Raw genomic sequence first — 21774 nt, 5'->3', positions numbered from 1 at the left:
AAATAACATATCCCTTTCTTGTTAACCTGTTTTTTTAAAAGGTTAACATTTAAAGAGAGTGTTTACAATATATTTCTATAAATAACACATTAAACCGAGATAAAAAACAAAAAAGACAACTCACACATGTCGTGTGTGAATTGTCTTTTTTGTTTAACGGAAATTTGTAAATTGTAAATCAATGGGTAACTCTAATTTTTTAGATAGTGCCATAACCGCTTGGAGATCATCTCTGCTTTTTCCTGAAACGCGAATTTGCTCATCTTGGATTGTCGCTTTAACTTTTAATTTGGAATCTTTAATCGCTTTTATTAATTTTTTTGAATTATCACGATCAATACCACTAACTAGCTCACCGTACTGTCGAGCATTACCGCCAAGGGCGTGTTGACTGTCACTAAAGTGAATATTTTTAGTTGGGACGCCGTGTTTAATAAGTTTACTAAACAAAATATCTTTGACCTGTTCAATTTTAAAGTCATCTTCAGCGACGACCAATAATTTACCATTTTCAATTGTTATGTTAGCGATTGACCCTTTAAAATCAAAACGATTCGTCAATTCTTTCATAGCAACTTGTACTGCATTTTTAACATCTTCAAGATTAATTTCTGAAACAATATCAAAACTTGCATCTTTTGCCATTATTATCCCTCCATATTTTTAAAATAAGTAAGAGTAGCTCTCTTTTATATTAGTTAAATAATAACATAGGCTAGATGTTAAAGTCATTATTATTTAAATTATGAGTTAGAAAATAATATTAGAACTTATCTTTTACCTATTTACTTTCCTTGAAAGAAAAGGTATGCTAAGCCTATCATTATCTATACCTATTTGCAATGATACTTGGATTATTTCAAATGACAAAAACTGTTAGCACTTCGTGCTAGCAGTTTTTATTTTTGCTGGCTAAACTTAATTACTCTATATTAAATTAGTTATCCTTTGAGTTGAAAATATTGCAGGTATCAGTTATTTTTATAACTATTCTTTTTTCATAAGAAAAGAAAAAAAGATTATTACTAAAAATGAGTGAAAAGTCTTTCCATAACAAAAATAAACTGCTATTCTAGGCTTGTAACGAGATGAAAGGAGAAGTGTTAGATGAAAAAAAATAAAAATTGGATTTTGCAAAATGAAGTATTTATGAAATTAGTTGTAATCGTAGCCACAGGCTTGTTATCTGCGGTCTCCCTTAATATGTTTTTAATACCAGCCAATGTTTTTTCAGCCGGGCTTAATGGTATTGCTCAGCTGGTATCAAGCGTATTAGAAATGTATGTCGGGATGAGTTTAAACACCGGACTCCTGATTTTTCTATTGAATATCCCAGTATTTATTTTGAGCTGGTTAAAATTAGGGAAGTCAGCGACTGTTTTTAGCTTTTTAACAGTAATTTCGATGTCTGTAGCAACAATGGTGATTCCTCAATATGTTGTGACTACTAATCCATTAATGAATGCTATTGTTGGTGGTGTGTTAGTTGGAGTAGGAGCTGGTTTTTGTTTAAAACTTGGTTTTACAACAGGGGGCCTAGATATTATTGCTCTTGTTATTGCTAAAACGACAGGGAAATCTGTTGGAAATATGATGTTCTCAATGAATTTATTAATTATTTTATTAGCAGGAACTATTTTTAGTTGGGAAAGTGCGTTGTATACCATTATTTCCATTTATTGTCTAACACAAGTGATTGATACCATCCATACAGGTAGTCAAAAAGTAACAGCCTTTATTATCTCAAGTAAGTCAGGAGAAGTTGTGGAAGAACTTAAAACAACTGTAACACGTGGTATGACACTTTTACCTTCAAAAGGCGGGTTTTCTAACCAAGAAAGTAGCGTTATTATGATGGTAGTAAGCCGTTATGAATTGTTCGACTTAGAAAAAGCAGTTTATACGGTTGACCCAAATGCCTTTATTAATATCGTGCCGACTCAGACTGTCATGGGAGCTTACTGGAATGAAGATCAACAACGAGCTTACTTAAAAGAAAAAGCAGCTCAAGCCCAAGCCCTATCTCAGGAAATGCATTAAAGTAAAAGCTATTCGTCTTAGAGGCGAGTGGCTTTTTATTTATTCTTGAAGTTGTGAGACTTTAGCATTTACAAATAATTAGGAAACAGTTATCATATGTTAGAGTAGAATAGAGGGAGGTTGACAAGATGAGCGAAAATACAGAATGGTCAACAGAACAAACAGATGAAATTAAAGATCGTATTTTAACTGCCTTAGAAACAGTTATTGACCCAGAGTTAGGGATTGATATTGTTAATTTAGGTTTAATTTATGAGGTAGAATTAGCCACAGATGGTTTCTGTACAGTGAAAATGACACTAACAACAATGGGTTGCCCATTAGCTGATGTCTTAACTGATAATATTTACCAAGCCCTAAAAGACGTCCCAGAGGTGACTGGTTCAGAAGTGAAGTTAGTCTGGTATCCTGCGTGGACAACGGATCGCATGAGCAGATATGCACGGATTGCGTTGGGAATAAGATAGGCGCTATAGCAATGTTTACAGAGGTTTTGATTAAAATTAAATGAGGGGAAAACTCAACTAGTATGGTGTCCAAGACTGGGATATTAAAACTTGGACTATCTAGTAAATGAGTGTTTTTTTAATCGGATACCATATTAAAATGACAAAAAACTAATAAACTCTTTCGTTAACTAATAAGTTAATGGAGGAGTTTTTTGTTATGGAAAAGTTGTTATTAAAGGATTTAGTTGAAGAAATGTCATTTAGTGATAGAGCTAGAGGATTATCACCAAAGACAATAAAAAAACATCAAAAAACACTTAGATTATTTTTTTCGTTTTTGGCAGAACAAAATGTAGACTCATTGAGTATGGTGACCGTATCTCACATACGTGGTTTTCTCATCAAAAATATTGAAGAAGGAAAAGCTGAAAGTTATGTAAACAGCCATTTACGTAGTGTTAGAGCGTTTTTTAGGTACTGTGTAGATGAGAATTACATGAGAGAAAAAGAGAACCCTTGCTTATACGTAAAATGGATAAAGGAGAGGCAAGTAATCATAAATACTTTTTCAGATAAAGAGGTAATATGCATGTTGAAGTTTGCGAGGCAACGAACTTTTAGTAGTGTTAAACGGAAGGACAAGTATCATTTGGGCTTACAAACGAAGTTCACCAATGAACGAAACTATTTATTATTATTATTGTTAGTTGATACTGGTCTTCGCATAAATGAAGTTATGAATCTGGAACATCAACATATTAAAGAATCACAAATTATTGTTGAGAATGGCAAGGGGAAGAAAGACAGAGTCGTTCACTGCTCAGCGCTTGTTTATAAAGAATATATGAAGTATTTGAGAGTCGCCTCTCTTTATTTTGATTATTATGATATAGTGAGAGAGAACTATGTTTTTATCACAAAGCATGATAAGCAATATAGCTATATTTCAGCAGAAAGAGAGATAAAAATTATCGGCAATGCAAGTCGTATTAGCCCTAACATTAGAGTTAGTCCTCACACAGGAATTTATCAGGGTTAAAAATTCAGTTGCGAAATATATGTAAAGACAATTTTGAAAAAGAAATAAATAAACAAATGCGTAAAAATTATGACTATCTTAAGGGAGATGGCTTTGACGTAATGCAAATGAATGAAATTGTAACAAGCGTGTGCGATTTGATTTTAAAAAGTTAATATAATTAGGTTAATAGTTTCAGATATATTTAAATTAAAGAAGAATTGAAAAAGATGGAAATAGAATTAACACGGTTTAAGAAGGAATATCTAAATTAGTGGATGAATGGGTGGTATTTTTAAATGAAAATATGAATGAAAAGTTGATTACATTATAATATATCCAATCATTTAAGAGATAGATACAAAAACATAAGATAGTTTAGAGCCCTTTTTTATAATTAGGGTTTATTTTTGTTCTTTTTAAGTGTACCCTATCTATACAGTAGTGGTTTGTTGATATATAATGGATTAAGAGTGCTCAATATACATGTTCATTATATAAAAATTAGAAACGAGGGACTTCGATGACAAAGATAGGATATGCTAGAGTTTCGTCTAAGGAACAAAATTTAGAAAGACAATTCGAATTGTTAGAACGTGCGCAAGTCACTAAAATATTTTTGGATAAATTAAGTGGGAAAGATAATAATCGACCACAATTAAAAGAGATGCTTAACTATATTAGAGAAGATGATATAATAGTTGCAGCAGAACTTGACCGCTTAGGTCGTAATAATAAAGAAGTTACGAGTGTTATGAACCAAATACAAGATAAAGGGGCAACACTTGAAATCCTTAATTTACCCTCTTTAAGCGGTATACAAAACGATAACTTGCGGAGGTTGCTGAATAACCTAATCATCGAACTGTTCAAGTACACGGCTGAGAATGAGCGTAAACAGATACGTGAGAGGCAAAGACAGGGTATTGAGTTGGCTAAAGAAAAAGATAAGTACAAGGGACGTCCTTTGGCTTATAGTTCTGATTCAACTGATAAACAGAAACGTTTAACGTATGAAAAGATAGTTGAGATGTTGGAGAAAGATGTTCCAATAACTCATATTTCTAAAGAGTTGGATGTGGCGAGGAATACGATTTATAGGATTAGAGATGAAAAATAAATTATTACTAAGGGATGGTAACATGGATAAATTTAATAATGAGACATTTAAACAAATGACAACAGATTGTATAAATGATGCTTTTTATGTTGAAGGAATTACTAATCGAGGAAAACTAAAAGTTATTCGACAATTAGCAGAAATTGTTTTGAGAAGAATTTTAGATTTTTCAGAAAGTGAATTTCTTACATTAGGTAGATCGGAGATAAGGAAATTAGTTAAAAAAAAAACTAATAATAATAAATTTTTAATAGATTCAATTGATAGTATTAAGCTTCTTGGTAATGATGCAACTCATACACAAAATGTTAATGAATTTACAGATAATGAGTTTGAGAAATCTGTAGATAGTTTATTCAACATGTACGCCTATTTATTAATTACCTATTTTGAGGAGTACGAATTTGGTTATAATAACCCTGTTATTAGTGCTTTTTCAATTCTTCCTCCAGTAATAAGGTTTAAAGTATTGACCTATTTAAATGAAAATAATTATAAAGATAATGTTTATGTTATTGATAAATTAGTGTTATCTATCTTAAAAACTAAAACTAAACAAGATGCAATTATTTGGATTGAAGATAGAAAAATGATTTTAGAACAAATGAGTTCAGTTTCTGAAGAAGCTAGAAAGAATTTAAAGAATAATATGGATAATGAAATGGCTGAACTTATAATAAGTAATAGCTCAAATATGTATGATTTATGCAAAAAAAAGATCGAATTAGTTAGCTTGCAAATAGAAATGAAAGGTAAAAGATACACTACTTTTGAAAATGCAAAGGGATTGTATAAAGAATTAGGAATTGTAGAAGGAAATATAATTGAAATAACAAAATTTAATTTAATAATGGAATTTTTATATATGGGTAGAAAAGAAGAAAAAGCTGCATATTAGGGAATAATTAATTTTGTTAGTTGATTTAAGAATTTAATAATATTTTTATTCGCTATAAAATTCTGATTTTATTGAGAATAGTTGTACTTTAAAAAGTTTAGGAGATGTTTTTATGGGAATATTTGATTTGTTTAAAGTAAATGAATATAAAAAAGAAATTGAATTACTAAAAAACGACTTAAATGAAGTAAAAAATAAAAGTTTATCTGTCGAGCAGATGACAGTTATAGAACTAGGTGAAGAAATATTAAAGCAACAAACAAGCATAAAAGAGTATGAACAAAAAATTACGAATAAACAATCAATTTACAGTAAAATAGTCAGCGATATAAGCGATAAGCAAGATGAGATAGATAATTTAAAAACGAAGTTTGTTGTACTTGAAGATGACCTCTTTATGGAATCGTTTGGTTTGTATACACCTAAGTATAATTTCGCTAGTGCGTTAGGTTATAAAGAAAAGCTGACTGATGTTCGTTCCCTACAGAAACAAATGATAAAAGATAAAAGTGCTGTAAATTATTCTGAAAATTGGACTGTGGACGGAAGTAAAGTTAAAGGAAGAAAAATGACAAATGATAATATCAAACAAATTTTAAGGTCATTTAATAATGAGTGCGAAGCTTCAATAAATAAAGTTAAGTATAATAATATTCAATCGATTGAAAATAGAATTAACAAATCGTTTGAACAACTGAATAAACTAAATAAATCAAATTTAATTTCGCTAACTGTTCAATTTTTAAATTTAAAATTAGAGGAATTATATTTAGCATATGAGTACGAACGAAAAAAGCAAGACGAAAAGGAAGAATTAAGAGAACAGCGTGAACGTGAAAGAGAAGAAAAAGCTTTACAAAAGGAAATCCAAAGTAAGAAAAAACTGATAGACAAAGATATTAAACATTATCAAAACTTAATTACTGATTTACAACTAAAATTAAAGTCCGCTGTTGGTGAGGAAGAAAAGAAATCGATAGAAGCCCAAATCATTGACTTGGGAGTTAAAGTCAAAGAACGAGAAGATGAAAAAGAAGAATTAGATTATCGAACGGCTCATGCATCAGCAGGCTACGTATATATAATTAGTAACATTGGAGCATTTGGGAAAGAAGTTGTTAAGATTGGTGTTACACGGCGAATTGACCCGTTAGAACGGATTAGTGAATTAAGCAGTGCATCCGTTCCTTTTAAATTTGATGTTCATGCACTGATTTTCAGTTATGATGCTTATAAGTTAGAATCAGAATTACATCACTATTTTGATTCTTATAGAATCAATAAAGTAAATAGTAGAAAAGAGTTCTTTAAGGTTTCTATTGGCAAAATAGAAGAAAAACTGGCTGATTATGGAGAGCTAACAATTGATTTTAGAGCTGATGTAGATGCAGAAGAATATCGAGAATCGCTTGCTGTAAAGTAATCTTTTCTAAATATGTATTTATATATTTAAAGAAAGTGAGGAAACTATTTTGTCTAATAATTCAGAGTATAAAGAAATTTTGACATTAATAAGAGATAATTCACCAAACTCATTAGAGTTAGATTTAGATACTGTCCACAGCAATTATTATACATATTTGATTAATCAAGGATATATTCATGGAGCTAAAGTTGAAGAGTATATGTCAGGTGCCATGGTATACGGGGCTAGTGTTTTTCTAACAGCAAGCGGGGAAGTATTTTTGGAACAATTACTTGAAGAAGCTAAGCCTATTAGAATGACTGCAAAAAATAGTTATAAAGAAATGCAAGTATTTTTAGAAAGAGTAGAAAACGATGATAGCGAGTTGCAGATTCCAAACGATAGAATGAGAGAAAAAGATTATTTCGATTTGGTTCAAGAAGCAATTTCTACAGGATTGGTAAAAGGCTTATCGATAAAATATGCATCGAATAAACCTTTTTTTATAAGACATGAAATGAGAGTCACTACAAGAGGGTTTGAGATTATGGAAAACGATTTTAAACAAAGAAATAATGAAACAAGTGGTACAGTGTTTAATTTTAATGGCGGTGATTTTTCAGGAGCACAAATAGGTACAAATAACATTCAGAATAATAATTATGGAAATACTTTGAATGAAATAGAAAAATATCTAAGTACACTTTCCGATAGTGAGAAGGTTGAAGCCGTTGAGATTGTAGAAATAGTTAAGTCTGAGAATAAAGAGGAAAGTGGAGCGTTAAGTAAATTTACCTCATTTTTAGAAAATCACCCTAAGTTAGTAGAGCTGACAGGGAAATTATTAGTTTGGGGTATGACTCAAATTAATTAAATAGTTTTAAAGTAATAAGTTTGGGGATGAAGCAAGCTTATATAGTGCTGAGGGAATAACAAAATATCTATAAGTGGCAAGCGTGGTTATATTGAAGATGTAAAGCTATAAATTGCCAACACAAAAGAACGAACAATCAAACAGGTGGAAAACCAGTGAGTATTTTTGTTAAGAAAGAGGGCAGTGTGAATATTACTGCTGAAGAGTGTGAAATTACGTTTAGACTATAGATTAATTGTTATTTTATTTGCATCGTAGTAGGAAAAGATGAATTTTATACGGATACTAACCTAAACAGAGTAATTAATCCTCTTCCTAGTATGTAGCCCAAGCCCAATTCCACTAGAATTCACACTTTTTTAATGGTAAAATAAGTATACAAATAAAAAGTTAACGAAAGAAATTTCATTACTTTTTTGTCATGAGAATATTGATATATCAATGTCCCTTAGCTGATGTCATTACAGAACAAATTTTAGAAGCTTTGAAAGAAGTCCCGGAAGTCACGGATTCTGAAGTGAAGTTAGTTTGGTATCCTGCATGGACGACTGATCGCATGAGCAGATATGCACGGATTGCGTTGGGGATAAGATAGCTATTACACAATAGGGGGAGCTCTTTCATTAGAGTAGCGAGCTCTGATGAATAGAGGCACTAACTACGAATGCTAACTATAAAAGGTTTCGTGAATACTAATTAGTTAGAGTTCTTACAGAATAATATGAGGAAAAACTTTTTAACTTTGGCTAAAAAATAAAGTTGAAAAGTTTTTTTAACTGATTATATAAAAATTCATTAATTATTTATTAGAGTCTTGTCCCGATATAATCTATCATGTATTTCTAGACTGGATTATGTTTTTCCTACACTTTCGAGTTAAGAAGGAGAGTGTTTTATTTTTCACAGTTAAACTAACTAAAGCGTACTAGTTTGTTAAAATTAAGCTTCGCCTGTATACTAGAGGTATTGATTAGAGAAGGGGTTTTGACAAGGATGTTTGATTTGACAGACTGTATAGGATTCATTGCTAAAGATGCTTCCAAAACAATTGTAGATGAGTTTAATAAGCGACTTAAAAAGAATGATATTTCAAATGCACAATGGACTGCACTTTTTTTTATTGGTCAAAGTAATGGCTTATCACAAAAAGAGTTGGGTGCTAAAACCAATAGTAAAGAATCTTCCATTGCACGTTTACTAGATAGAATGGAACAAGATGAGTTGTGTAAGAGAATACGAGATCCCAAAGATCGTCGAATTATTAGAGTCAGCTTGACTCCTAAAGGCGAAAAAATCAGGTCTTCATTGCTGCCAATTGGTGAAAAATTCCATCAAGATGCGATAAGGAACATTTCAGACGATGAGTTGGCTACATTTAAAAAAGTATTAGATAGAATGGTACTAAATTTAGTAAATACGGATGAAAATTAAGTTATTAAATATAAAAAGACTAGCAAAAATAACTTTTGTTAGTCTTTTTTGTATTTAATAAAGGGATGTAAATTAGACTATTTAAGGTAATTCTCCTCTTACACTTTACACAGCAAGTATTAGCGTGTAAAGTATGTCTTGTAGGGAAAGTGAATAATATCACATATCTAAAAGGAGAATGTAAAATGGCAAAAGATGTTAGACAAATGTTAAATGATTTTTCTGGTGGATTAAGAGAGTTATCAAGAACAAATGGGCAGCACGTCAAGGCATTTATGAACCTTTTGAATACCAACTATGCTGAAGGTGAGATGGATACTAAAACAAAAGAACTAATCAGTGTTGCAATCGCTGTTTATAGCCGATGTGAGTACTGTATTGTTTATCATACCTATAAAGCTTTTGAAGCAGGAGCAACAAGAGGTGAGATTAACGAATCGGCAATGATTGGTGTCGCTTTTGGAGGTGGCCCGACGATGGCCTATTCTGTTACCTTATTAAAAGAGTCATTGGATGAATTTGAAAAAGATTTTAATTAAATTAAAAACCGTTATGCCTTTAACTAGGGATAACGGTTTTTCTATTATTTGTTAAAAGTAAGAGAAGATGGAACTATTTGGCAAATTTTTTTAATGATTGGTTTCTTAAAAACATGTATAATTAAAGTATCACTATTTTGGAGAGGAATTATATGAAAAAACAAAAGATTCTTTTTTTATTAGTAGGTCTCGTTTTACTATCAGCTTGTTCTGATAAACCGAGTCAAACAAAACATAAACTTAGTACTGACGAAGGAAAGCCTTCGCATCAACTTAATAAAGAACCAGGTGTAAATAGAAGTCAAAAAAAGGAAAAAACATTAGATTCAAAAGAGAAAAAACTACCTGACAATCATTTAGAGTTATTTGAGCTGGATGATATAAAAAAAATAAAACTTTCCTATACAGGTTTTAATATATCATTAAAAACAACGGATAAAGCACAGTTAACAGTTAATTTATCCTCTCATGAAGAAGCGAATAACGATGAAAAAACAACAAAACAAATGTCCTCAATGTTAGAATTGAATCGTAAAAATACTGCCAAAGATAAGAAGGATGTCACTATTTATCTACCAAAATCTTATAAGGGGTTGTTACTACTAGATTTGCATAATAGTAACCTAGATATTGAAGATCAGCTATCATTTAGTAATTTTAAATTGTGGACGGATAACTCTAATGTAATTGTTAAAAATTTAAAAGCTGAGGAAACAGATCTGGTTTTAACTAATAGTAACTTAGAATCTGATTCAATTAGCAGTGATAAATTAAATATTGAAGTACAAAAAGGAAGTATTCGGACGTCAATATTAAAAGGGAATAACGTCACTGCTAATATTTCTAACGGCAACTTACTTGCAAAAAAAGTCAACGGTAAGTTGGATTTAGCAACAAGGAGAGGCTCTATTAAGTTAGGTGATATTGAGGGTTCTGCTAAACTTGTGACCGAACAAGGAACTATTATTGGAAATTTCAAAAAAATAGACGATAATGTTGAGTTAATTAGTCATCGTGGTGACATCAAATTATTCATTCCTAAAGAGATTGGTTTTAAACTAAGAGGCGTGACTGAAAAAGGAACTATTGAGACAGATTTTAATGAACAATTAGACATTAAGGATGGTCATTATCAAGGTGACATTGGGCCTAAGTCAGAAATTGAAATATCCGCCCAAGTAAATGAAGGTGGAATTGAACTTAAACGAAACTAAACAATCTATTTAGTCATAGCACTTGAAAAATCCTAAAGAGATGCGTAAAATTATATTTTTATAGGAGGAGTGTTATATTGCAAATTGATGTTAATTTATTCAGAGCTATTAATAATTGGGCACATAAAGGGAATGATTTGAACGAAATCATGGTTTTATTCGTTACATGGGGGCCTTCAGTTTTAAGCGCTTGGTTAGTCTGGTTCTGGTTTAGTTCAAGAAAAAAAAGAAAAACTAGGTTCAAAGTACTAACAGCCGTCTGCTCCTTTATTTTAGCGGAGGTTATGTATCTAGTAAGTAGTAGTTTTTATGAACAGTTACCTCCTGCTGAAACATTGCATAAAGTGAATGAACTGATTACATCTGAGATGAGTCAGTTATTCCCGAACAATAATAGTTTACTATTCTTTAGTGTCTGCTTCATCCTGTATAAAACTTCGTATAGTCAGGTCAGAATCAGTTATTTATTGATGATAGGCTGGTTAAGCTTGGCTAGAGTATGGGTCGGATCAGAATACCCGAGTGATGTGTTGCTCTCAATTTTTATAAGTTGGTTATCGGCGACTATTTGTCATAAAACCATCTATCGTTCTAAATTCATAAAAAAAATAGTTTATGCCTATGAGAACTTTGAACAAAAAATTCGTAAAAAGATAGGAAAATTAGCATAGCCAAAAAGACACCTCTGAAAAAGAGGTGTCTTTTTGGTTGATTTTATTGATTTTTTATAGTGATTCTCTGAAAAAAACGATAAAACACGAACATTATTTCGTTTTAAAGTGTTTAAATAGGTTAAAAGGTTGTAAAAAGATAAAACTACTTTTATAATAAGGTCGAGCTGATCAATAAACGAATTATAAAAGGTTCATTGGTTTTTTTGTTCGTGTATTAAACTATAACATTTTTAAGGGAGAGCTAATTACAAATGGATAAGTTTTTTAAGTTAAAGGAACACGGTACCACAATTGGAACAGAAATAATGGCTGGTGTGACAACTTTTTTTGCGATGAGTTATATTTTATTCGTTAACCCGTCGATTTTATCTTTATCAGGTATGCCGTTCCAAGCTGTTTTTTTAGCAACTATTATTTCAGCGGCCATCGGAACGTTGATTATGGGATTGTTTGCTAACGTCCCATATGCTCAAGCGCCAGGAATGGGGTTAAATGCCTTTTTCACCTTTACGGTCGTATTTGGTCTAGGTTATACTTGGCAACAAGCATTGGGAATGGTTTTTCTTTGCGGGATGATTAATATTGTGATCACAGTAACGAAAATAAGAAAATTGATTATTAAAGCTATTCCAGAAAGTATTCAACACGCCATAGGTGGAGGTATCGGTATTTTTGTGGCCTATGTCGGTATTAAAAATGCTAATTTATTAAGTTTTACAGGCAACCAACAAGCCATTACAGATGCTGTTATTGAGGGAGAAAAAGTCACTAATGTGTCATTAAATGGTGGAATTGTACCTAGCCTAGTTAACTTCAATAATACAGGTGTTATATTAGCTGTTATTGGTATTGTTTTGACTTTAGTTCTAGTCTTATTAGATATTAAGGGAGCTATTTTAATCGGAATTATTGCTACTACACTATTAGGTATATTGTTAGGGGTAGTTGATGTAAGTGCGGTGGACAGTCAAAAAAATTCTTTAAGCAATTCGATTAAAGAATTAGGGGTAACATTTGGTGCAGCATTTAGCTCAGAAGGATTACCTTCTTTATTTAAAGACCCAGCTAAATTACCTCAAGTATTGATGACGGTTCTAGCATTTAGCTTATCTGATACTTTTGATACCATTGGGACGTTTATCGGAACTGGTCGACGAACAGGTATATTTAGTAAAGAAGATGAAGAGGCACTGGAAGATAGCCGAGGATTCAAATCTAAAATGGATAAAGCCTTGTTTTCAGATGCTATTGCAACCTCGATTGGCGCGATTTTTGGAACCTCTAATACAACAACTTTCGTTGAAAGTGCCGCCGGAATTGGTGCTGGGGGGAGAACAGGGTTAACTTCGGTTGTAGTGGCTATCTTATTTATGTTAAGTAGCTTGTTTGCTCCATTTATTAGTTTAGTCCCTGCGCAAGCAACTGCACCTGCTTTAATTCTCGTCGGTATTATGATGATGGCCTCTTTTAAAGAGATTAACTGGTCAGATTTGGAAGATGCAGTCCCAGCTTTTTTCGCCTCAATTTTTATGGGGCTAACTTATAGTATTTCAAACGGGATTGCTGTAGGATTTATCTTTTACGTTATTGTGAAGTTAACAAAAGGAAAACATAAAGAAATTTCACCTATTTTATGGATCGTGACAGGACTATTCATTATAAATTTTATTATTTTAGCAATTTTATAAAATCATTTATAAATAAAAAGCGTGTCTTAATAGACAGCGCTTTTTATTTATAGTCATCGTCAGATTCTTTGGTTTTTCTGAATTGTTGAAATAATAAAATAAATATACCGAAAAAACAGGTTTCGATTAAAATACTGCGCCAACTAGACAATTTCGCTAAACCGGTTAAAATATTTCCGCTGTAAGCTACTAGAGCATAAAAGAACATCCCTATCAGACTTATTTTGATACGCTTCATCATATTATCACAGCCTTTTAATTTTATCATAGCATATATCTCAATAAAATAGGTAGCAAAGTAATGGATAGGAAGATATTAATAACCAGTTAGGTAGCAAATTGTGCTATAATAAATTATCGAGTTACGAAGGAGAATAGCATGCAAAATTTATTAGGAAATGTCTTTACAGGATTAATTACAGACGAGAATGAACAGGCGTATTTTGTTCAAAAAGAAGGTGTCACGTTTAAACTTGACAAAGCTGAAGGCGAACATGAGTTAGGAGAAGCTATTGAAGGGTTTGCCTATGTAGGGCAGAAACAAGACAATCGTTTTACAACAAATATCCCTAAAGTAACACAAGATCGTTGTGATTTTGGTGAAGTCGTAGCAACAAGAAGAGATTTGGGAGCATTTATAGATATCGGTTTACCAGATAAAGAAGTCGTTTTATCTTTAGATGAATTGCCAACAATGAGAGAGCTTTGGCCCAAAAAAGGTGACCGTCTGATGGTCAGCTTAATTAATGACAACAAAGATAGAATGTGGGCAACATTGGCTGACGAAACAGTCTTTCAAGCTATGGGCAAAAAAGTTCAAGCTGTTTATAAAGAAGATTTTCTAAATAAGGATGTTGTGGCAACAGCATTTCGCTTGAAAGTAGCTGGTACTCATGTCATTACTGAAGATAACTATTTAGGTTTTATCCATCCGTCAGAACGTTATATTGAACCTCGTTTAGGAGAAACTCAAAAAGGGCGAATTGTAGGGGTATCACCAGATGGGACGCTTAATATCTCACTAAAACCACGTGCACATGAAGTTATTTCGGATGATGCTATGATGATTTTAACCTTTTTAGAAAAATCAGCCGAAGGTAAAATACCATTTACTGATAAATCTACACCAGAAGAAATCCAAACAATGTTTGCTATTTCTAAAGGGCAGTTCAAACGTGCGTTAGGCTCGTTGCTTAAAGAACGCCGTATTAAGCAAGAAGATGGTTTTACTATCTTATTAAAAGGTAAAGATGAAACAACAGCCTCAAAAGAAACTAACTAATGATATGAACAGCTTCTTGCTACTATAAACAGAGTAGCAAGAAGCTTTTTTCTGTTATATTTAAATAGTTAGCAGAGAGGATTATTACTAGTAATCAACGAGTCGCTCGCCAAACTAAAAAGACCGCACCCATGACGGCGCGGCTGTCGAAACGAGAAGATTTCTCGTTATTTAAAAAATTTGTATTGAAGGATTTTCAATACAATGGTGGCTAGCGGAGTTGCACCGCTAATCTCAAGGTCGTCACAACTTATCGGAATACCTAGTTAATCTTATTTGGTTGATTAAGATGAGTAAAAGGAAATCCCCTTTAAATTGAGAGTCGCTTAGAGAAGATAGCTCAAATCACTAATCTTGCCACCTTAAGTTAACAACAGTATAACAAGAGTCCTTAATTATTAGGTTAAAAAGAGATGACAGTTAGAAAACGAATTATGACACTTGTAATAATCTTAATAAAAAAGCATACACCTGAATAAAAAGGTGTATGCTTTTTTATTTAATTTTTATTAGACCTAACAAGTGACAGTTCACCATCACGCATTTCATATACTTTATCACAATAGTCTAATAATCGTGTATCATGGGTCACCATAACCGTTGCTTTTTGCTTTTCTTTAGTTTCTCGTGCTAGTATTTCAACTACTTCAAAGGCTTTTTCAGAATCTAAACTAGCAGTAGGTTCATCTGCCAAAATAACACTTGGATTATGATATAAGGCGCGAGCAATAGCAACTCGTTGCCGCTGACCACCTGATAAATCAGCCGGATATTTTTGGGCCAAATCAGCAATACCTAAGTCTTTTAACAAAAGCATTTTATCCATCTTAGGCTCGTTTTTCTCACCGATTTTATCGACTAAAACAAATTGATCTGAAACGGTTAAAAATGGGATTAAATTAGATGCTTGTAAGATAAACCCAATTTCTTTTAATCGTAAAGAAGCTCTTACTTTTTCCTTTTCAGTACTTAATGGATGACCGTTGACTAAGACTTCACCGGTAGAAGGGGACTGCAATCCCCCTGCAATCGTCAGAAAAGTACTTTTTCCGGAACCACTAGGACCGATAACTGCTACAAATTCACCTTTATCTACAGAAAAAGAGGTCGCTTTTAAGGCTTCTATTTTTTGATTACCATCTTCGAATGTTTTGGTAACGTGACTTAACTCTAATAAACTCATCTCTATTTATCCTCCTATCGCTTGTAATGGATCAATTTTAACAATGGTTCTGACTGAAAATAGCGAACCCAAAATGGCAACCCCGATTAAAACCAAACTAAAGGCTCCTAAGAATAGGTAATTCGTTTGATAAGGGACAGCACTTGGTAAAAGAACTGCTGTTAAACTTGTTAAACTTAAACCAATCGCAACACCAATGGTTGCTAAAATAAAGGTTTGGGCAACATTACCACGGGCTATATAGCTAGTAGGAATCCCTTGCGCCTTCATAACACCAAACATATTTACCTTTTGTAGAGTTAAAACATAGATGAATATCCCAATAACAAAGGCTGCAATAACAAATAAAAAGCCAATCATTAAACCGAAAGTTAAATTTTGAGGCTTATAACCAGGAATTTTATTGATAAAGTCAGGCATATTGTAGATTATTTGATCCTTACTAGGACTTTTCAACTGATTGATCTGGTTATCTTTTATAATAAGAGCGCTCGCACGTTCCTGACGATTTGGATCTTTTTGGGTAAACTTAAGATCTTGCCAGTTAGCTAGAGACATATAAACAACAGGTGCTGTATTAAATTTACTATTGGTGGTGAAACCTGTTACTTTCAACTTTTCGTCACTATTAGATAGACTAAAAGTATCTCCAATAGCTATGCCGTTTTCTTTTAAACTATCGTCTACGACTACGTCATTCTTTTTAGAAAATACGTTTCCTTCAGTAATTTCAGGTGAAATAAATTGGTTCTTCATAACACCAAAAACTTGAATATTAACTTTATCACTTTGACCAGGAATTGTTGCAACACTTGTACTTTGTCCTAATGGGGTAACCTTTTTTGCTTTGACTTTTTTTGCTAAGGGTAAGTCAATTGTAGAGCCGGTTAAGTTCCCATTGGCCTCACTATTTAAGATGATACCATCCGCTTTCCAGTTATCAACACTTGTACGATTTGCTTGAGCTAGACCATAAGCTAGACCACCTAAAAAAAAGACTAAATAAGAAACAAGAACCATCACGCTAATAATCAAGATGAATCTGGTTTTTGAATGTTTTATTTCATTCCACGCTAAAAACATTGTACCACTCCTTTTTAATTTCATTTATCAACTGATAAATAAGATAATATCACTTATCAGTTGATAAATGAAATATTATGCTTAAAAAAAAGAGCCCCACCAATCTGGTTAGAGGGATCTCTTTTTTATTTTAATCGGTGCATAAGCCATGCAAAAAAATATCCGTCAATTCAGCAATGCGCTCGGTTTTATTTTGAACATTAAATTTGGGCTCTGGTCCAAACAACGGTGTAATACTAGAAATAACATAACGAGCTGCTGTTTTAACTTCAATTGAGTGTCGTAGTCGTCCTTCATCTTTTAATTTTTGGAAAAAAATTTCAAAAGGTTGATTGTAAGTTTGAAGACAAAGTTTGTAAAGTAAGGTTTGATTTTCAGGTTTTAAGTCACTCATGATATCGTGAATCATGAGTAAGATGTTAGTAGGGTGAAGGACAATCAAAGTTTCTATCATCTCACTTAATAAACGTTCATCATAATTTTTACAGGATAATAACTTATCCAGAGATTCTTTAACGTTGGTCGTCAGCTCTTTTATTACTTCTACATATAATGTTTCTTTATCTTTGAAATGATGGTAAAGTGCTGGTTGTGTAATACCAGAAGCTATGGCAATCTCGCGTGTTGACGTTTGTTTATAGCCTTGTGTCATGAATAAAGAGGTTGCTTTTTCAATAATCGTTTTACGCGTGAACAACATTTCTTCTTTTCTTGATTTTTTCATAATATCATCCTTTATTTTGAGCAGTACTATTAATTAATTAGTTAGCTAGCTGTTAGTGTCTTAAATAGTATTATAGCAAAGTAAGAAGAAACAACCAACTTTCTATCTTCAATAGCGTAAGAAATCTGACCATAACTAATTTGTGTGAAATGTCACAATAGGAATATGACATCCGGTTTACAAATCCGTCCTATAAATATCCATTTAATGAATTTGTTTTACAAAAGATAATATTTATTTTGAAATTAAGACCAAAATACTATTATTATAGAAAAGTCTGTGATATAATGAACACGTAATAAAGATTGAACTAATGAGGAGATGTTATTTTATGAAAGCAGCAGTCGTAACTAAAGATCATTCAGTGGAAATAATTGACAAAGAGATGAGAGCGCTTAAACATGGCGAAGCTCTAGTAGATATGGAATTTTGTGGTGTTTGTCATACTGACTTACACGTTAAAAATGCTGATTTTGGCGATGTCACTGGCGTTACATTAGGTCACGAAGGAATTGGTGTTGTTAAAGAAATCGCTCCAGGCGTAACTAGTTTAAAAGTAGGGGATCGTGTCAGCGTTGCTTGGTTCTTTGAAGGATGCGGACACTGTGAATATTGCGTAAATGGAAATGAAACATTGTGTCGTGAAGTTAAAAATGCAGGGTACACAGTTGATGGTGGTATGGCAGAGCAATGTATTGTCACAGCCGACTATGCTGTAAAAGTGCCAGATGGATTAGACCCAGCTGCAGCAAGTAGTGTGACTTGTGCAGGTGTGACAACATATAAAGCAGTAAAAGTTTCTACTATTAAACCAGGTCAATGGTTAGTCGTTTTTGGATTAGGTGGGCTAGGAAACCTTGCGTTACAATATGCTAAAAATGTTTTTAATGCTAAAGTCATTGCAGTTGATGTCAATGAAGCTCAATTGGAATTTGCTAAAGAACTGGGAGCAGATATGGTCTTGAACCCTATGACAACAAATGTTGAAGAAGAAATCCAAAATACAGTGGGTGGCGCTCATGCAGCAGTCGTAACAGCTGTAGCTAAATCAGCTTTTAATTCAGCTGTTAATGCCGTTCGTGCAGGTGGAACAGTTGTGGCTGTTGGTTTACCACCAGAGTCAATGGATTTAAGTATTCCTCGTCTAGTTTTAGATGGTATCCATGTTGTTGGGTCATTAGTCGGAACACGTGAAGATTTGAAAGAAGCATTTGAATTTGCTAAAGAAGGTAAAGTAGTACCTAAAGTACATATGCGTCCATTAGAAGATGTTAATGATATCTTTGATGAAATGGTATCAGGTAAGATCAAAGGACGTATGGTAATCGATTTATCATTATAAAACAGTCATAAAAATAAAAAACCTCTCTTAAATCAAGAGAGGTTTTTTATTTTTATGACTGTTTAAACATTTGACGAATAAAAGCAATAAATCGTATTAAATTTTAAAATAAATGAAAAATAGTTGTTTTTTCTATTAAAACTCAGCAATATACCGAAAGTAACTCAACATGTAACCGTTATATACTTAAATTGTACTCGGGTAGCGCTTTCAATATATAACAAACCTAAAAACGTACAAATTAAGTATTAGGAGGAAAAATTATTATGACATTAAAAGCAGGTATCGTAGGGATTGGTTTTATAGGGGTAGATCATTTAAAACGTTTAGCTAATTCTATTTCTGGTGTAGAAGTAGTAGCTGTATGTGACAATGTTCCTGGTAAAGCACAAAAAGCGTTAGATGATTTGGATTTAAAATTGAAAGACTATGATCATTTCCAAAAATTAATTGATGATCCGGAAGTAGAAGTAGTCGTGATTACAGCATCAAATGAAGCCCATGCTGATATTGCCGTAGCCGCTTTAGAAGCTGATAAATACGTTTTTTGCGAAAAACCACTGGCATTAAATGCAGATGATTGTCAACGTGTTATGGAAGCTGAACAAAAAACTGGTAAAAAAATGTTGCAAGTTGGTTTTATGAGACGTTATGATGCTGGTTATAAACGCTTGAAAGAAGTTGTAGACAATGGTGAGATTGGTGAACCGTTGATGTTACATTGTCGTCACTATAACCAAAGTCAAGTGGCTGATTATAAAACAGCACGTGCGATTTATGAAACATTAATTCATGAAATAGATGTGTTACATTGGTTATTAGATGATGATTATGAGCAAGTTAAAGTTTATTTCCCTCGTCAATCATCATTGGTTAAAAGTGATGACGGTCGCTTAAAAGATCCACAAGTGATTGTGATGGAGACAACTAAAGGTATTAATATTGTAGTAGAAGTCTTTGTAAATTGTCAATATGGGTACGATATTAATTGCGATATCACAGGAGAAACAGGTTTAGCACAGTTACCTAACCCTGCTAGCGTGTCAATTAGAAAAGATGCCAAAAATAGTACAGATATTTTAGTTGATTGGAAAGAACGTTTCGAAGAAGCTTATGATGTTGAATTCCAAGATTTCTTCGACCGTCTAAACAACAACGAAGATCCAACAGGACCGACATCTTGGGATGGTTACTTAGCTGCAATTACAGCAGATGCCTGTGTCAAATCACAAGTATCTGGTAAAACAGAATTAGTAAAAGGTGCTAAAAAACCAGAATTTTATAATGCGTAAACGCTAGTTAAATTTCGTATTTATAACAATAAAGAAGGTAAAGGAATCTACGGACCCCTTTACCTCTTTTTACTAATCAACTAATTTTCTAGGAGAGATAAAAATGAACGCAAAAATTTATCGTACAACAGAGACTATAAGACTACTTCAAGAAGATGTTATTTTTACTGAACGAACAAAAGATAACAGTAATATTCTAAAAGTTTTTCCACATAAAAAAAAGCAAAAAATACAAGGGTTTGGTAGTTCTTTCACGGAAGGATCTGGTGTATCATTTAATAAAATGACTGAAAAAACAAAGGAAAAATTATTGGATTTATATTTTGGATTAAATGGAAGTAGATACAATTTAGCAAGGCTACCTATTCAAAGTTGTGACTTTTCATTGAAAAATTATGAATATATCAAAGATGAGTCCGATTTGTTACATGAAAATTTTGATTTTTCTCATGATGATGAGTATATTATACCATTCGTTAAAGCCGCTCTTAAAGTGAATCCTGAGATAGTTTTCATGGCATCTCCTTGGAGTCCGCCTGCTTTTATGAAAACAAACCAAAATATGAATAAAGGGGGGGAACTGAAAGAAAAGTATTATGAATCATGGGCGTTAGTCATTAAAAAGTATTTAGACCATTATTTAAAAAATGGGATTAAAATAAAAAAATTATCTGTCCAAAATGAACCTGTTGCGGTAAAACCATGGGACTCGTGTCTTTATACGAATAAAAATGAATTACTTTTTGCTGCAAAATATTTGCGAACTATTTTAAAAGATAGTCCTCACGAAGATATTCAATTATATATTTGGGATCATGATAAAGATGGGTTGATTGATTGGATAGATCAATCATTTAGCTTAGACAACCAAATATATGCTGAAGAAATAGATGGCGTGGCTTTCCATTGGTATACAGGTGATCATTTTGAACAAATTAATTATTTAGCAACAACCTATCCAGATAAGGACTTATTGTTTACAGAAGGGTGCGTGCCGTTTAATCAAGAACCTATTAATAATCATGAACACGCTTATGTTTATATTCATGATTTGATTGGGAATTTCAAAAATGGGACAACTGGTTATATTGATTGGAATATTCTTTTAGATCATGAAGGCGGTCCAAATCATATGGGAAATACTTGTGAAGCGCCTATCCTATACCAAGCGGAAAAAGATAAATTATCAATTAACTTGTCTTATTACTACATCAATCACTTTAGCCATTTCATTGAAAATGATGCTCATGTGATTTTAACATCAAGTTATTCAAGTCAGATTGAGCATGTTGGTTTTATTAATCCAAATGGTGACAAAATTATAGTACTGTACAATAATGGTAGTGTGAGTGTTGATTTTAGAATAGTAGAAAATGAAAAAGAATGCTCTCTAAAACTTTCGTCAAAAGAAGTCGCTACGGTTATTTGGCAATAGGTGTACTCTTTTTCTAGTTACTATTTTAAATAGTAATTAAGGCTATCAACAAGGCTAGGTATCTACTATAATGAACTTGCAAA

Annotated in this window: 21 protein-coding genes and 1 pseudogene; 17 read left to right on the top strand and 5 right to left on the bottom strand. The window is 32.5% G+C overall.

Annotation, left to right across the window (positions count from 1 at the left end; translation table 11 throughout):
* Nucleotides 1-153: 153 nt before the first annotated feature.
* Entirely contained in the window at nt 154-645 is a 492-nt protein-coding gene (locus OL234_RS05490; protein WP_275468242.1) for a YajQ family cyclic di-GMP-binding protein, read from the bottom strand.
* Between the two features lie 462 nt (nt 646-1107).
* On the opposite strand from OL234_RS05490, the gene OL234_RS05485 reads away from it, so the two are divergent.
* The 13 genes and pseudogenes from OL234_RS05485 to OL234_RS05425 all read left to right on the top strand — a co-directional run bounded on the left by OL234_RS05485 (nt 1108) and on the right by OL234_RS05425 (nt 13350).
* Entirely contained in the window at nt 1108-2040 is a 933-nt protein-coding gene (locus tag OL234_RS05485) for a YitT family protein (protein ID WP_275468241.1), read from the top strand.
* A gap of 128 nt (nt 2041-2168) precedes the next feature.
* Nucleotides 2169-2507 carry a metal-sulfur cluster assembly factor gene (locus OL234_RS05480; protein WP_275468240.1) on the top strand — a complete coding sequence of 113 codons (339 nt, stop codon included), beginning with the start codon at nt 2169-2171 and terminating at the stop codon, nt 2505-2507.
* 199 nt (nt 2508-2706) lie between these two features.
* Nucleotides 2707-3528: a tyrosine-type recombinase/integrase gene (locus OL234_RS05475; protein WP_275468239.1), complete on the top strand. Its 822-nt coding sequence runs from the start codon at nt 2707-2709 to the stop codon at nt 3526-3528.
* Nucleotides 3529-4030: 502 nt separating this feature from the next.
* On the top strand, nt 4031-4627 hold the full coding sequence (locus OL234_RS05470) for a recombinase family protein (RefSeq protein ID WP_275468238.1): 597 nt from the start codon (nt 4031-4033) through the stop codon (nt 4625-4627).
* Nucleotides 4617-5525 (top strand): hypothetical protein, encoded by a 909-nt coding sequence (locus OL234_RS05465; protein ID WP_275468237.1) that lies wholly within the window; start codon nt 4617-4619, stop codon nt 5523-5525. Before OL234_RS05470 ends, OL234_RS05465 begins: the two co-directional genes overlap by 11 nt.
* 112 nt (nt 5526-5637) lie before the next feature.
* The gene (locus OL234_RS05460) at nt 5638-6948 is read left to right on the top strand and encodes an SNIPE associated domain-containing protein (protein ID WP_275468236.1); all 1311 of its coding nucleotides are present in this window, start codon (nt 5638-5640) and stop codon (nt 6946-6948) included.
* A gap of 49 nt (nt 6949-6997) precedes the next feature.
* Complete coding sequence (locus OL234_RS05455; RefSeq protein ID WP_275468235.1) at nt 6998-7804, top strand: hypothetical protein; 807 nt, start codon at nt 6998-7000, stop codon at nt 7802-7804.
* Between the two features lie 439 nt (nt 7805-8243).
* Nucleotides 8244-8399, top strand: a pseudogene (locus tag OL234_RS05450) (metal-sulfur cluster assembly factor); the annotation flags it as partial.
* Nucleotides 8400-8797: 398 nt separating this feature from the next.
* Entirely contained in the window at nt 8798-9235 is a 438-nt protein-coding gene (locus OL234_RS05445; protein WP_275468234.1) for a MarR family winged helix-turn-helix transcriptional regulator, read from the top strand.
* 185 nt (nt 9236-9420) lie between these two features.
* Nucleotides 9421-9774, top strand: a complete 354-nt coding sequence (locus OL234_RS05440; protein WP_275468233.1) for a carboxymuconolactone decarboxylase family protein — start codon at nt 9421-9423, stop codon at nt 9772-9774.
* A 152-nt stretch (nt 9775-9926) separates the two neighbouring features.
* Nucleotides 9927-10988, top strand: a complete 1062-nt coding sequence (locus tag OL234_RS05435; protein ID WP_275468232.1) for a DUF4097 family beta strand repeat-containing protein — start codon at nt 9927-9929, stop codon at nt 10986-10988.
* A 77-nt stretch (nt 10989-11065) separates the two neighbouring features.
* The gene (locus OL234_RS05430; RefSeq protein WP_275468231.1) at nt 11066-11659 is read left to right on the top strand and encodes a phosphatase PAP2 family protein; all 594 of its coding nucleotides are present in this window, start codon (nt 11066-11068) and stop codon (nt 11657-11659) included.
* Between the two features lie 254 nt (nt 11660-11913).
* Complete coding sequence (locus tag OL234_RS05425) at nt 11914-13350, top strand: NCS2 family permease (protein ID WP_275468230.1); 1437 nt, start codon at nt 11914-11916, stop codon at nt 13348-13350.
* Nucleotides 13351-13393: 43 nt separating this feature from the next.
* Here OL234_RS05425 and OL234_RS05420 read toward each other — a convergent pair whose 3' ends face one another.
* Complete coding sequence (locus OL234_RS05420; protein WP_275468229.1) at nt 13394-13591, bottom strand: hypothetical protein; 198 nt, start codon at nt 13589-13591, stop codon at nt 13394-13396.
* Nucleotides 13592-13729: 138 nt separating this feature from the next.
* Between OL234_RS05420 and OL234_RS05415 the strand changes: the two genes are divergently transcribed.
* Nucleotides 13730-14632, top strand: a complete 903-nt coding sequence (locus tag OL234_RS05415) for a CvfB family protein (RefSeq protein ID WP_275468228.1) — start codon at nt 13730-13732, stop codon at nt 14630-14632.
* A gap of 499 nt (nt 14633-15131) precedes the next feature.
* On the opposite strand, the gene OL234_RS05410 is transcribed toward OL234_RS05415, so the two are convergent.
* The 3 genes from OL234_RS05410 to OL234_RS05400 form a co-directional block, all read right to left on the bottom strand.
* On the bottom strand, nt 15132-15815 hold the full coding sequence (locus OL234_RS05410) for an ABC transporter ATP-binding protein (RefSeq protein WP_275468227.1): 684 nt from the start codon (nt 15813-15815) through the stop codon (nt 15132-15134).
* Between the two features lie 6 nt (nt 15816-15821).
* The gene (locus tag OL234_RS05405; protein WP_275468226.1) at nt 15822-16898 is read right to left on the bottom strand and encodes an ABC transporter permease; all 1077 of its coding nucleotides are present in this window, start codon (nt 16896-16898) and stop codon (nt 15822-15824) included.
* A 130-nt stretch (nt 16899-17028) separates the two neighbouring features.
* Nucleotides 17029-17622, bottom strand: a complete 594-nt coding sequence (locus OL234_RS05400; RefSeq protein WP_275468225.1) for a TetR/AcrR family transcriptional regulator — start codon at nt 17620-17622, stop codon at nt 17029-17031.
* Nucleotides 17623-17953: 331 nt separating this feature from the next.
* On the opposite strand from OL234_RS05400, the gene adhP reads away from it, so the two are divergent.
* The 3 genes from adhP to OL234_RS05385 all read left to right on the top strand — a co-directional run bounded on the left by adhP (nt 17954) and on the right by OL234_RS05385 (nt 21691).
* On the top strand, nt 17954-18964 hold the full coding sequence (adhP, locus tag OL234_RS05395; protein WP_275468224.1) for an alcohol dehydrogenase AdhP: 1011 nt from the start codon (nt 17954-17956) through the stop codon (nt 18962-18964).
* A gap of 266 nt (nt 18965-19230) precedes the next feature.
* A complete protein-coding gene (locus OL234_RS05390) occupies nt 19231-20256 on the top strand; it encodes a Gfo/Idh/MocA family protein (protein WP_275468223.1) in 1026 nt (341 codons plus the stop codon).
* Between the two features lie 103 nt (nt 20257-20359).
* The gene (locus OL234_RS05385; RefSeq protein ID WP_275468222.1) at nt 20360-21691 is read left to right on the top strand and encodes a glycoside hydrolase family 30 protein; all 1332 of its coding nucleotides are present in this window, start codon (nt 20360-20362) and stop codon (nt 21689-21691) included.
* The last annotated feature ends 83 nt before the right edge of the window (nt 21692-21774 follow it).

This window comes from Vagococcus intermedius (genome assembly GCF_029144185.1).
GTDB classification, from domain to species: Bacteria; Bacillota; Bacilli; order Lactobacillales; family Vagococcaceae; genus Vagococcus_D; species Vagococcus_D intermedius.
Note: the sequence above shows the minus strand (reverse complement) of the source record. Positions and strands in the feature narration are given on the sequence as shown.